This window comes from Lacihabitans sp. CCS-44 (assembly GCF_024343735.1).
Lineage (GTDB): Bacteria > Bacteroidota > Bacteroidia > Cytophagales > Spirosomataceae > Leadbetterella.
The window spans coordinates 1-13,072 of the sequence record NZ_RJUE01000052.1 but is presented as its reverse complement, the minus strand read 5'-3'; the positions used below and the strand labels follow the sequence as shown (position 1 = coordinate 13,072).

Sequence of the window (13,072 nt, the reverse complement as noted above, 5' to 3'; positions counted from 1 at the left end):
TCTTAAAACTGAAAATAGATAAATTGAACTTCGCCAAAATAACCGTAAGTGATGATAAAGAATAAAAAGAAATAATAGATACTCCAACGCTGCCATTTAGGCCTATTTTCTACCCATAGACCCATATCTCGCTTGCTTTGCATTCTGTGAACGAACTCAAGAATCAAAATTCCTAATAGAACTACGATTAGGTTTTGTGTACCTATTAGTGCTATGATTTCTTTAAAACTGTGGCTGCTGCTGGCAAAAATGTTTTTGATAACATATTTGGCGTCAGAAAATTTTGTTGCTCTAAAGAATATCCAAGCGAATACAACCAATACAATAGTTACGATATTTTGAAAAGCAGCACTGAGTTTTTCTCCAAAAAGGCCAAAAAACTTAGTTTGGATGTTCTTAGTCAATTGTCCTATTATCTGGTAAAATCCATGTAATGTCCCCCAAATAACGAAATTCCAACTGGCTCCGTGCCACAATCCGCTGACCATAAATACCAGAAAAAGATTGAAGTATTTTCTAAACGTACTTACTCTATTCCCGCCCAATGGGATATACAAATAGTCTCTAAACCAAGTAGATAGCGAAATGTGCCATCTTTTCCAAAATTCAGAGATACTTTTGGCAGAATAAGGCCTATCGAAGTTTTTCATGAGATTAAAACCCATGACCCTGGCAGAGCCTAGAGCAATGTCTGAGTAGCCGGAAAAATCACAGAAAATTTGAATGGAGTAAAATAAAGTAGCTATCAAAATTGGCATACCTTGAAATTTGCCCAAGTCGCCGTAAACCTGATCCACGAAAACGCTCAGGTTGTCAGCTATCACTACTTTTTTAAACATTCCCCAAAGCATCAGTCTTAAACCTGATTTTACTCGCTCATAGTCGAAATCAAATTTTTCATAAAACTGGTGTAAAACATTCTGAGGGCGTTCAATTGGTCCTGCTACCAGCTGCGGGTAAAACATTACATATAAGGCATATATGCCAAAGTTTCGTTCCACTTTCTGATTGCCTCTGTACACTTCAATGGTATAAGACATGGCCTGGAAAGTATGAAAAGATAAACCAATCGGAAGAATAAAATGCCAAAGCGGATCATAATGCGTCTGGTTTATTTTATAACTAACGGCATTAAAATTGTCAATTATAAAATAGTAATATTTGAAAAGAGCCAGAACACCAATGTTGGCCACTAAACTAGTTGCCAAAGCCCATTTTCGTTTTACTCCCTGCGTTTTGTGTATCCAAATACCTGCATAATAGTCGATTATTATGGTGAATAGTAGTATGAAAATATACTCCCATTTAAAAAAAGCATAAAATACACAGCTAGAAGCCAAAAGCAACATCCACCTGTATTTGTATGGAAATACAAAGAAAAGAAAAGTTACTATTGGAAAGAAAAGTATGAATTCGAAAGAATTAAAAAGCATATCTCTTAATTTAAGACTCTTTTGGTATCAAAGTTTTCAAAAAAGTCTGACACTTCTTTCAAGAACAAACCACCCAATGAACCATCCACCACTCTGTGGTCGAACGAATGAGAAATGACCATCTTTTGTCTAATGCCTATCAAGTCACCTTCTGGGGTTTCTATTACCGATGGTAATTTTCTGATTACACCAAACGCCATAATGGCCACTTGGGGCTGCATAATTATAGGTGTACCTGAAAGATTTCCGAATGTGCCGATATTGGTAATGGTGTATGTTCCCCCTGCCAATTCTTCTGGCTTAAGTTGGTTATTTCTGGCTCTTTTGGCCAAGTCATTTACTTTTACAGCCAATTGACTTAAAGAATATTTATCCGCTTGGTGAATAACTGGCACTATCAAATTGCCATTCGGTAAGGCCACAGCCATACCTATGTTAATATCTTTTTTGTAAATGATATTTTCGCCACTTACCTGAATATTAATTCCTGGATATTTTTTGATGGCATTTACAACAGCCTCAATCAAAATAGGAGTGAAGGTAAGATTTTCTTTAAACTCTTTTATGAAACTATCTTTGATTCTCAGTCTCCAGTTTACCACAGGTGTCATGTCTGTCTCCATAAATGAGGTCACATGTGGAGAAATAGCTTTGGACTCAAGCATTCTTTGCGAGATCATTTTTCGCATTCTGTCCATTTCTACAATCTGATCTTCGCCTGTTCTGCTTATAACCGGGGCCTCAGAAATAAATGTTTTGGGTTGCTTTTTGGAGTTGAGAAAATTAAGAATATCATCTTTGGTAACTCTTTTTTCAAAACCCGTTCCCTTTATATTATCTAGTTCGGCTTGAGATATATTTTCTTTTTTTGCTATATTTAGTACTAGCGGCGAATAGAATTTGGTGTTCGAACTTGCCACCAAACTCGGTGACGATATTACTTCATCGAAGTGTTTTTCAATTTGATCCACATATTCATCCTCTGTAGCCTGATTTTTTTCTGTAGGTCTTATAAAAACGGCATCACTTTCTGTTTCAATCTCACATATCGGCTTACCTATAAGTGCTACGTCACCATCAATGACTAAGAACTTGGTGATGACACCGCTATGAGAGGAACCAATTTCGGTATCAATTTTGTCTGTTGCTACCTCCAAAATCATATCGTCTATGTCTACATGGTCACCTTCGTTTACCAACCATTTCAGAACAGTACATTCAAAAATACTTTCACCCATACTGGGCATTAATATCTCTACTTTTGCCATAAATATCTTTACTTATCTTTGGTTAATATTCTTAAAAAATTAAGGGCTGCTTTGGCACTGTATTCTATATTTACAATTCTGATCTTGCCTAGGCTAAGTTTTTTTGTTAATGTTTGTTTTCCGTCAGTTATTGCTAACCAGACGGTTCCAACAGGCTTTTCGTCAGATCCACCGTCTGGACCGGCTATTCCACTTGTGGCTATTCCGTAAGTGGTCTTCATCAAATTTCTAACACCCTCGGCCATTTCAATAACTGTTTGCTCACTTACTGCCCCAAATTTAGTTAATGTTTCTTGTTTTACCTTTAAAACATCCATTTTTGCTTGGTTGGAATAGCTTACTACTCCTCCCATAAAATAGGCTGAACTTCCAGGAATAGAAGTTAACAAATGCGACAAATAGCCTCCAGTGCAGCTTTCAGCCACACTAAGTGACGATTCACTTTCATTCAATATCCGACCGATTGACTTCTCAATCTCTTCATTTTCAAAACTAAAAATGTGTTCTTCTATCAATGGAACTAGCTTCACAACCTCGTCCTCTATTTGTTCCTCTACAGAAGACCTGTTCTCGCCAATTCCAGTCAATCTTAGCTTTACCTCTCCAAAGCTAGGCAAATATGCCAATTTAATATGCTCGGGTAAATTATCTTCCCAATTCTCTATTCTTTCCGCCAAAAAAGATTCACCCAAACCTATCGTCCTAATTATTTTATGAACAATTTCCGGTAGTTCAAATTTCGATTTTAACCTTGGTATAACTTCTTTACTCACCAAATATTTCATTTCTAAAGGAACTCCAGGCATTGATACGATTACTTTTCCGTTATGTTCCAACCACATTCCCGGAGCTGTGCCAGTGGCATTGTGCAAATAAGTGCATCTTGAAGGTATGGCCGCTTGTTGCCTATTAAGTTCGGTAAACGGCCTTCCTCTTTTCTCGAAAAAACTTCTTACAAACTCTTCTGCATGTGGGTTTATAACCAACTCATCATTAAAATATTCTGCCAAAGTTTTTTTTGTAATATCGTCTTTGGTTGGTCCCAATCCACCTGTAATAAGCACAATGTCGGCTCTTTGTAGGCTTTCGTCAAGTATATTCAAGATCTCTTTTTTTTGGTCGCCTACTGAAGATTTTCTGATAGTTTTAATGCCAATTTTATCCAATTCTTCTGATATCCATTTTGAGTTGGTGTCGGTTATTTGGCCGTAGAGTATTTCATCACCTATGGTTATTACCTCGGCATAAATTATTTTCATCTAAAAAAGTTTATTATTTGCTGTTACAAAATTCACTAATTTTGCGTTTAAATACAAAGACGTCCGAATTTCTCAAAATAAATGGACAAATCCAATTTTATAAAATTTAGATAAATGAAAAAATTTGCGTTGCTTTCAATTTTCTTTTTGTTTGGTTTGATTTCTTGTGGGCAGAAAATAAATTTTGGAAAAATCGTTAATTCTGTTTTGGCGGGTGCACCACTTACCGAAGCAGAAGTAGGAGAGGGACTGAAGGAAGCTCTTTCCGTAGGGATAAATTTAGGAGCAGACAAAGCCTCTGCCATAGATGGTTACTTCAAGAATCCAAAAATTAGAATTCCTTTTCCTCCTGAGGTTCAAAAAGTAGAAACTACTTTGAGAGGAATTGGCCTTGGAGGTGAAGTAGATAAGTTTATTTTAGCTCTAAATAGAGGTGCTGAAAATGCCGCTCAGCAAGCCAAACCAATCTTTATTTCAGCTATCAAACAATTGACTATTAGAGATGCCATAAATATACTCAGAGGAGAAAAAGATGCCGCTACCCAGTTTTTGAAAAGAACTACGTCGGCTCAGCTCATTCAGGCTTTCGAGCCTCACATGCTAAAATCTTTGGAAAATACTAATGCCACGAAGTATTACACTGACCTAGCCAATGTTTATAACAGAGTGCCATTCGTTTCGAAAATCAATCCTGACCTAAAAGGCTATGCTACTCAAAGAGCTGTAGACGGTTTGTTTTTGTTAGTGGCAGAGGAAGAGGCCAGAATTAGAGAAAATCCGCTTGCAAGAACCACTGAGCTACTCAAAAGGGTTTTTGGGAGTAACCAATAATCAGTATTTATTAATCAGAATTGAAATAACATGTTAAAGTCAGAAATTAATTTTTCTATAGATTTGGACGAAAGCAGGATTCCAGATAAAATTTTCTGGGATGCTACTGAAAATCCAAACGAAGGAATAAACGAAACAAAAGCGATATTCATCAGCATTTGGGATCATTATCACAAAGGCCTTCTAGGTATAAATCTTTGGACCAAAGATATGCCAGTGGACGAAATGGGACATTTTGCGGTTGATATTGTAGGTAATCTTTCACAAATGCTGAAAGATTCTACTCAAGACCCAAAGATGATATCGATTTTGGAGGATGCTTGTAAGCAAATGACCAATCATCTAAAGGAACAAGAAAAGCAAGATCAAGGAAAGAATTAAGAAATGCCTTAATCTCAAAAAAGCTTCATAACAGAAGCTTTTTTGTTTTTTGTGGTTTTAGAGTGTTTCTTAGAGTTTTATAAACTTCTTGGTATGTATTTTATCAGCAATCTGAATCTTGATATTATATGTTCCTGTCCCGAGTTTAGGTAGGTTTGTTCTGAACTCATCCATCGAAATAGTTTTCGCAAAAATACTTCTTCCCATCAGATCAAATACTTCTATTTGCTGATTATTAGAAACTTCTATTCCGTTAATTTTGATATTAATGTTTTGTTCGTCATTTATTGGATTTGGAAAAACGACAGTTTCTTCAGAATAATTTTCAATAGCCAGCACATTTTGAGCAAGTTCTACAAAACGTTTATAGCTTGGAATTCCGTATCCGATTTTATTATCGGGCGTTTCGTACTTACTGGCCGATTTTATCAAAAGTTCTCTGATTTTCATGGCACTATATTGCGGAAATTGTTGCTTTAAACTCGCCACCATGCCTGCAATAAGTGGAGATGAGAATGATGTTCCTGAAGAAAAGCTCGCATTTGGATTCGAAATAGCAACAGTGGTTTGAGACCCACGAGCAGACACTTCCGGCTTTAAAGTATTCTTTGCGTTGGGTCCAGGAGAACTGAAACCTACAGTATTTCCTATTGCATCCACAGCTCCAACCGAAATAACGGAGTCAGCATCCGCTGGCGTAACTATGTGATTCCAACTATTATTACCTTCATTCCCAGCAGAATTGACGACAATAATGCCTCTTGCAGCAGCATAGTCGGCGGCACGTGCTGAAATAGTTTTGTCACCGTTGAGGTCTTCGAACTTATAATCTGTTGAAGGGTTGTCAAAAGAATAATAACCTAAAGATGAGTTTATTACGTCAACGCCTAAGCTATCAGCATTTTCAGCGGCAAAAAGCCAATATACTTCCTCAATTCTTGTTTCAGAGGCAATATCTTCCGTTTTGTATAATGCAAAATCAGCATCGGGTGCAGTTCCCACTAATTGAGCATTTAACTTAGCTCCAATACAACTCATAGCAGCTGTTCCATGCCAATGCGATTCAAAAACGGTGGTATCATTTGAAACAAAATCATAAGTTTTTAAGATTTTTTTACCTGAAAAAAGATGTTTGAAAGCATCCATGGTATTGGCTTTTTCAAATCCAGCATCAAAAACTGCGACCCAAATTCCTTTTCCAGTAAAGCCGTTTTTGTGCATTTCATCTACGCCTAATTGTTGAATTTGGTTCAGAGAGTTTCCATAGTTAAATTCTTCATAGCTGCCAAATTTATCACTTTTGTTAGTCATTTCAGACGTGGCAGACTGCTTAGCACCTCTAATGTCCTGGTTGCCATCTATATTTTTTACAAAATCTAGTTTGCTTATTTTGCCCAGAATTTCAGGATTAGTTTCAATCAGAACCGCATTAAGCCATTTTGAAGTACCAACTATTTTTGCTCCAGCCGTTTTTAATTGATTGATATAATTTAGGTTGACAGGAATATCTAATGAGTTAACTGCTATATTTTGATTTTTACGTCTATCAATTGAGCGTTTGGAGAGGAATTTTTCAGGGGTGTTTATGCTAAAAACAGAATTCGATTTATCTTTAAGATAAACAAAATAGCGATTTTGGCCAAATGAAAAGTAAGAGCAGAGAAGATTGAAAAAACAAAAGAAAAAAAGACTCCTCATTTAAATCTAAATTAATTAATCAAAAATAGTAATTAATCGATGTAAATAGATGAAAAATGATATAATCTCAGACTATAAGCAACAAAGTTTAATCGAATATGATTTTCAGAAATTCATTATACCTAAAAAAACAAGGCTAATAATGAGCATTAGGTTTAAAATTTTGAACCACCAATAGTTGATAATTGAACTAGGCGTTTTGGCCTTGTGATAGTTTAACTTCAGATCTTTCATTTTAATAGTTTTTATTAGGAAACACAACTTGCAATAAAGATATTTATACAAATTGAATTTTCAAAAATAATTGAAAGAAAATATTTTCTTTTTTATAAATTACTTTGACAATTCAGAACTAATTTTGTGCCAGAATATAACATTACAGGGGATTTTAATGCAGAATATAAGAATAGCCATACAGAAATCTGGAAGGTTGAGTGAAGATTCAATAGATTTATTCAAAGAATGTGGTATAAAACTAGATATGGGTAAGGGACGTTTAAAGTCTATATCCTCTAATTTTAATGCTGAATTTTTGTTTCTTCGTGACGATGATATACCGGGTTATGTAGAGGATGGCGTAGCCGACTTGGGCATAGTAGGTGAGAATGTGCTCGTTGAATCTGCCAAAAAAGTTAATCTCGTAAAAAAACTTGGTTTTTCTCGATGTAGACTTTCAATTGCGATTCCAAGAGAAGACAGTTTTGAAGGACCGCAATCTTTACAAGACAAAAGTATAGCAACGTCGTATCCTAAGCTATTAGGGAAGTACCTCAAAGAAAATGGCATAAAAGCCAATATTCATGAAATTAGCGGCTCTGTAGAAATTGCTCCCTCAATAGGTTTGGCAGATGCGGTCTGTGATATTGTGAGCTCTGGCAGTACTTTGCTTAGCAATGGATTGAAAGAGGTTCAGGAGATTTTCAAGTCGGAGGCGGTCTTAATTGGCAATAAAAATCTTACTGCAGAAAATAAAGGTATTTTGGAAAAGATACTTTTTAGAATTAACGCCGTACAAAAGGCTCAGGACAATAAATATATATTGTTGAATGCTCCAAACGAAAAACTTCCTGAAATTATAAATATAATTGCAGGGATGAAAAGCCCAACCATTATGCCTTTGGCAGTAGAAGGCTGGAGTTCAGTACATTCTGTACTAGAGGAGAAGGCTTTTTGGGAAAAAATTGAAGCTTTGAGAAATGCTGGTGCACAAGGAATTTTGGTAATTCCAATAGAAAAAATGATACTTTGATAAATGAATATTTTTGAGTTTCCTAGTAAAGAACGGTATGCAGATATTCTCAAAAGACCAACTTTAGAGTTTGATGAAATAGAGCAGAAAGTTAGGCCTATCATTCTCGAAGTTAAAAATAAGGGAGATGAAGCCTTAAGGAAATATGCTCTAGAATTTGACAATATTCTTATAGATAATTTTAAAGTAGACTTATCAGAAATTCAAAATGCTGGTGAATTGTTGGATTCAGATCTTAAGAAAGCCATTGATCAAGCATTTGAAAATATTTATACTTTTCACAAAGCTCAACAGGTTACAGAGCGTGTAATAGAAACTATGCCTGGTGTGAAATGCTGGAGGAAAAGCGTGGGTATTGAAAAAGTAGGCATTTACATACCTGGTGGTTCTGCTCCTTTGTTTTCGACTGTTTTAATGTTAGGGATACCTGCCTTGATAGCTGGTTGTAAGCAAGTTGTGTTGTGTTCCCCAAGCAATCACCCTGCTATTTACTATGCTGCCAGTAAGTGTGGAATAAAAGATGTTTTTAGAATAGGAGGTTCGCAGGCAATAGCAGCCATGGCGTTTGGTACTGATACTGTACCCAGAGTATACAAAATTTTCGGACCGGGAAATCAATATGTAACTTCAGCCAAACAATTGGTTAATCAGTTTGGTACAGCCATTGATATGCCAGCCGGGCCATCTGAAGTGGCTGTATTGGCCGACCTCAGAGCAAATCCTACTTTTATTGCTTCAGATTTATTGTCCCAGGCTGAGCATGGGCCTGATAGCCAAGTTATTCTTGTTTCTGATGATTTAGGTATCATTAAGTCAACTCTATTTGAAGTTGAAAAACAATTAGAAAATCTTCCAAGAAAAGAAATAGCTAAACTTGCACTTGAAAATTCAAAAGCAATTTTGGTTGAAAATATGGATGTTGCCATTGATATTCTCAATGAGTACGCGGCAGAACATTTGATACTTCAAGTTACAAATCCAGAAGAAATTGCTGACAAAATCATCAATGCTGGTTCTATATTTTTGGGTGATTACACACCAGAATCTTGTGGTGACTATGCTTCAGGGACCAATCATACCTTGCCTACAAACGGCTATGCAAAAGCTTACAGCGGTGTCTCTTTGGATAGTTTTGTCAAAAAGATTACCCTCCAACAAATAAGTAAAGAGGGTATTAAAAACTTAGGACCTTACGTTGAAATAATGGCTGAAGCTGAACAATTGTTTGCTCACAAAAATGCAGTGACCGTTCGTTTAGAATCGTAGATTTTCAACAATAATTGCACTGGCTCCACCACCTCCATTACAAATCGCCGCCATACCATATTTGGCATTTTGATTTTGTAAAACGTTGAGTAGCGTAACAATGATTCTTGCCCCAGAACAGCCAAGTGGATGACCAATGGCTACTGCTCCTCCAAAAATATTCAGTTTGTCACTTTCTATGTTAAAATGCTTTGCAAACGCCATCGGAACCACTGCAAACGCCTCATTTACTTCAAAAAAATCAATATCAGTTATGCTAAGATTTGCGGATTTAAGTGCTTTTTCGGCAGCTATTATCGGTGCTGTTGTGAACCATTCTGGCTCTCTTGCTCCATCTGCATAAGAAATAATTTTAGCTAAAGGCTCGATGTTATGGTGTTTTAAATAATCCTCTGAAACAAGTATCAAGGCAGCGGCACCATCGTTAATGGTAGATGCATTGGCGGCCGTAACTGTTCCATCTTTACTAAAAACAGGTTTTAGGCTTGGGATTTTTTCAAAATTCACTTTTTTAAATTCTTCATCTTCTGATATTACTGAAACATTTCCTTTTTTGTCTGTAATTTCAATAGGTGAGATTTCAGTTGCAAAATTTCCATTTGAGGTGTTTAAAGCAGCTTTTTTATATGAGTTTATCGCAAACTCGTCTTGTTCTTCTCTTGAAATGTTATAGGCAGAAGCCGTGGCATCAGCAAAACAACCCATTGCTTTTTGTTGATAGACATCTGTCAAACCATCTTTCGCCAGACCATCAATTAGAACTCCATTTCCGTAGCCATAGCCATATCTTGCTTTTTCAAGATAAAACGGAATTTGTGACATGTTTTCCATACCACCTGAAACCACTACTTCATTTTGCCCTAAAGCAATACTCTGTGCTGCCAGCATAGTGGCTTTCATTCCTGAGGCACATACTTTATTAATTAGTGTAGTGGGGACAGAATTGGGCAATCCAGCTCCTAAGGCTACTTGAGTGGCGGGGGCTTGGCCTAAATTTGCTTGGACAACAGATCCAAAGTAGAGTTCATCTATATCAGTTGCCATTATTTTGGCTTCTGATAAAGTAGTTTTTACAATTTCAGCACCGAGTTTTACTGCTGGGATATTGGCAAATACTCCACCGAAACTACCAATGGGTGTGCGTTTGGCAGCGACAATATATACCTCTTTCATATTTTTATTAATTTGACCCAAATATAAGCTTTGTGACTAGTTTTTTGAAAATTGATTTATATTTTTTAAGCAAATGCTCTTTTATTGAATACTAAAATTAAGGATTTGAACATAAAAAAAGGAGTAAACTTTCGTTTACTCCTTAAATATCCGAATTAATAAAAATCAAATAGACGACTTTTTCTTTTGCTGAGTTTGCTCTCCAATTTGAATCAATTGCTCCGTGCTTTTATAACCCAATGCCTGATTTACAATTTTTCCAGATTTGGGGTCGATAAAGAAAAGCGTCGGATAACCTCTTACAGGATATTTCATACCCAAGGCAGGTCCTTCACCTTGCTCCATGTCGATTTTTACATTAACAAAGTTGTCATTAAAAAACTCTCCAACTTTTTTATCTGGAAACACCCTAGCTTGCATAGACTTGCACGGTCCACACCAGCTTGTGTAGGCATCCATAAATATGATTTTGTTTTCAGCTTTTGCTTTCTGAAGTGCCTGGTTCCAAGAGGTTTTTTCAAACTTTATTCCAGACTCTTGAGAAAATGCGGAAGCTGACAATCCCAACAATACCAATACAACTATATTTTTCATCGTTAATTTTTAAATTTCTATTTCTACAACGCTACACAGGCAAATATTAAACCAACAATTAGTTTGTTAACATTTTTTTAACATTAATCGTAATCTTCATCCTCGTCAGACTTCTTTCCGCTTCCTACACGCATGGTATCTAGGTCAGTATATTTATCTTCATAGTCATCTTTGACATCTTCTTTTAGATTACCCTCTTGGTCATAATCGGTGTCTTCTTTGATTATTTTCTGAGCTTGAATGTTGGTCATTCTTATGAGATAATACTTATCATCAGTCTCAAAAGGTAAAGCACTAACATACTTGCCGTCTTTGTCTGTGAATCTTATCAAATGCTCTGAGAATCCATTTGGATAGAACAACTTTATTCTTTCTTGCATATCATCCGAAAGTTTCGAATAATCTTTGATGGCTTTTGGTTTGTTCATTTTATTAGTTTTAGAAAAACAACATGAATGAGCGGAAACTCACTCTGATTAATCATATAGTTCAATTTAAACACTAAAATCGTGCAAAAAATATTCTAAGTCCAAATATTTTTCAATTTTTAATTGAGTTTACGTTCAAAACCTTAAAAAAGTTGTTTTGGTTTTAATATTTATATTTTTAATTCCTGATTTTACTCTGATTGAAGTTTATATTTGCAAAAAAAAATGCAGAATGAAACCAGTATATAAAGCACATCCTTGGCATGGTATTTCAGTAGGACCAGACGCTCCCGAAGTTGTTACAACTTTCATTGAGATTGTACCTTCAGATACCATTAAATATGAAATTGATAAAGAATCAGGATTTTTGAAGATTGATAGACCTCAAAAATATTCTAATATTGTTCCAGCTTTATACGGATTTATTCCACAGACCTATTGTGGAGATAAAGTAGCTGAATTTGCAAGAGAAAAAGGTGCAACAACGATTAAAGTGGGAGATGGAGATCCCTTAGATATTTGTGTGTTGTCATCACACCATATACCTCATGGGGATATATTATTACAAGCTAAGCCGATCGGTGGTTTTTGTTTTATTGACAAAGGTGAAGCTGATGATAAAATCATTGCTGTACTGACGGGTGATCAGATTTACGGTAATTTTAACGATATTTCAGAATTGCCGGGTGGAGTAATTGAAAAGCTGAAGCATTATTTTCTAACCTATAAAAATCTGCCAGGAGAACCGCAACATTGTGAAATTGCTTATGAATATGGCAAGGAAGGAGCAGGGGAAGTCATTAAAAAATCAATGGAAGATTACAGGGATTTGATTTTCAATCCATTAAAATAAAAAAAGGAGCGAAAGCTAGTCATGGTCGGAAGAAATTCCGGCCATTTTTATGTTTTAAAGTGTATATTAGGATTTCCACCAGATAAGATTACGATTTCTCTTATCAGCAAGTTTCTGACCTCCATTTTAAACCTTCTTTTTGCGGTTTTATAACTAAGGTTGTTGGCATGCTTATATACAAGTATCAGCATTGCTGCTATTAAAGTCATGTAAAGCATTACTTTTATTCCATTTTCATTTAGTGAAACCAGATGACTTACATTAAGCTCTTGTTTTATAAAGCGAAAAAACACTTCTATGTCCCAACGTTTTTTATAAATATCGGTAATTTCCTTTGCCGTCAAGTCGAAGTTATTGGTGATAAATGCCATTTTATACTCTCGATTGTTTTTACTTTCGGTCATAATTAACCTTAAAGGAGTCTGTACAATTTCCTCTCTATAATGAAGATTTCCTTTTTTATTTTGTATAGGTTTTCCTGTATAAAGGTAGACCTTACTATCTTTTAATAAGGTTAATGACCCTAAGTCACAATCGGTATTCGAGTTTATTAATGACGAAAGCTCTTCGTATTTGCGATTTTCTTTGGCTCTGGCTACGAACTCAATTTTCTTAGAAGAAAACTCGCTCATAGTTTGT

The 13,072-nt window shown here is 35.7% G+C and carries 13 protein-coding genes; 5 read left to right on the top strand and 8 right to left on the bottom strand.

What is annotated here, in order from left to right:
• Nucleotides 1-2: 2 nt before the first annotated feature.
• The 3 genes from EGI26_RS07555 to EGI26_RS07545 are packed head-to-tail and all read right to left on the bottom strand — an operon-like array spanning nucleotide 3 to nucleotide 3,960.
• Nucleotides 3-1,433 (bottom strand): MBOAT family protein, encoded by a 1,431-nt coding sequence (locus EGI26_RS07555; protein WP_255077473.1) that lies wholly within the window; start codon nucleotides 1,431-1,433, stop codon nucleotides 3-5.
• A gap of 5 nt (nucleotides 1,434-1,438) precedes the next feature.
• Nucleotides 1,439-2,701 (bottom strand): dihydrolipoamide acetyltransferase family protein, encoded by a 1,263-nt coding sequence (locus EGI26_RS07550; protein ID WP_255077471.1) that lies wholly within the window; start codon nucleotides 2,699-2,701, stop codon nucleotides 1,439-1,441.
• Between the two features lie 8 nt (nucleotides 2,702-2,709).
• Complete coding sequence (locus tag EGI26_RS07545) at nucleotides 2,710-3,960, bottom strand: competence/damage-inducible protein A (protein ID WP_255077469.1); 1,251 nt, start codon at nucleotides 3,958-3,960, stop codon at nucleotides 2,710-2,712.
• Nucleotides 3,961-4,074: 114 nt separating this feature from the next.
• On the opposite strand from EGI26_RS07545, the gene EGI26_RS07540 reads away from it, so the two are divergent.
• Both EGI26_RS07540 and gldC read left to right on the top strand, forming a co-directional pair.
• Entirely contained in the window at nucleotides 4,075-4,791 is a 717-nt protein-coding gene (locus EGI26_RS07540; protein ID WP_255077467.1) for a DUF4197 domain-containing protein, read from the top strand.
• 30 nt (nucleotides 4,792-4,821) lie between these two features.
• Entirely contained in the window at nucleotides 4,822-5,172 is a 351-nt protein-coding gene (gene gldC / locus EGI26_RS07535; protein WP_255077465.1) for a gliding motility protein GldC, read from the top strand.
• A gap of 69 nt (nucleotides 5,173-5,241) precedes the next feature.
• On the opposite strand, the gene EGI26_RS07530 is transcribed toward gldC, so the two are convergent.
• Nucleotides 5,242-6,870: a S8 family peptidase gene (locus EGI26_RS07530; protein ID WP_255077463.1), complete on the bottom strand. Its 1,629-nt coding sequence runs from the start codon at nucleotides 6,868-6,870 to the stop codon at nucleotides 5,242-5,244.
• A gap of 391 nt (nucleotides 6,871-7,261) precedes the next feature.
• Between EGI26_RS07530 and hisG the strand changes: the two genes are divergently transcribed.
• Together hisG and hisD are read left to right on the top strand one after the other, a co-directional pair.
• Entirely contained in the window at nucleotides 7,262-8,119 is an 858-nt protein-coding gene (gene hisG, locus EGI26_RS07525; protein ID WP_255077462.1) for an ATP phosphoribosyltransferase, read from the top strand.
• 3 nt (nucleotides 8,120-8,122) lie between these two features.
• On the top strand, nucleotides 8,123-9,385 hold the full coding sequence (gene hisD / locus EGI26_RS07520; RefSeq protein WP_255077461.1) for a histidinol dehydrogenase: 1,263 nt from the start codon (nucleotides 8,123-8,125) through the stop codon (nucleotides 9,383-9,385).
• Here the strand turns inward: hisD and EGI26_RS07515 are convergent.
• The 3 genes from EGI26_RS07515 to EGI26_RS07505 all read right to left on the bottom strand — a co-directional run bounded on the left by EGI26_RS07515 (nucleotide 9,374) and on the right by EGI26_RS07505 (nucleotide 11,580).
• Entirely contained in the window at nucleotides 9,374-10,558 is a 1,185-nt protein-coding gene (locus tag EGI26_RS07515) for a thiolase family protein (protein ID WP_255077460.1), read from the bottom strand. The two genes, hisD and EGI26_RS07515, sit on opposite strands and share 12 nt — an antisense overlap.
• A gap of 165 nt (nucleotides 10,559-10,723) precedes the next feature.
• Nucleotides 10,724-11,152, bottom strand: coding sequence for a thioredoxin fold domain-containing protein (locus EGI26_RS07510; RefSeq protein WP_255077459.1), 429 nt, complete (start codon nucleotides 11,150-11,152; stop codon nucleotides 10,724-10,726).
• Nucleotides 11,153-11,235: 83 nt separating this feature from the next.
• Nucleotides 11,236-11,580 carry a hypothetical protein gene (locus EGI26_RS07505; protein ID WP_255077456.1) on the bottom strand — a complete coding sequence of 115 codons (345 nt, stop codon included), beginning with the start codon at nucleotides 11,578-11,580 and terminating at the stop codon, nucleotides 11,236-11,238.
• A 232-nt stretch (nucleotides 11,581-11,812) separates the two neighbouring features.
• Between EGI26_RS07505 and EGI26_RS07500 the strand changes: the two genes are divergently transcribed.
• A complete protein-coding gene (locus EGI26_RS07500; RefSeq protein ID WP_255077455.1) occupies nucleotides 11,813-12,433 on the top strand; it encodes an inorganic pyrophosphatase in 621 nt (206 codons plus the stop codon).
• A 47-nt stretch (nucleotides 12,434-12,480) separates the two neighbouring features.
• Here EGI26_RS07500 and EGI26_RS07495 read toward each other — a convergent pair.
• The coding region (locus EGI26_RS07495; RefSeq protein ID WP_255077453.1) for a transposase at nucleotides 12,481-13,072 on the bottom strand (592 nt) is incomplete at its 5' end.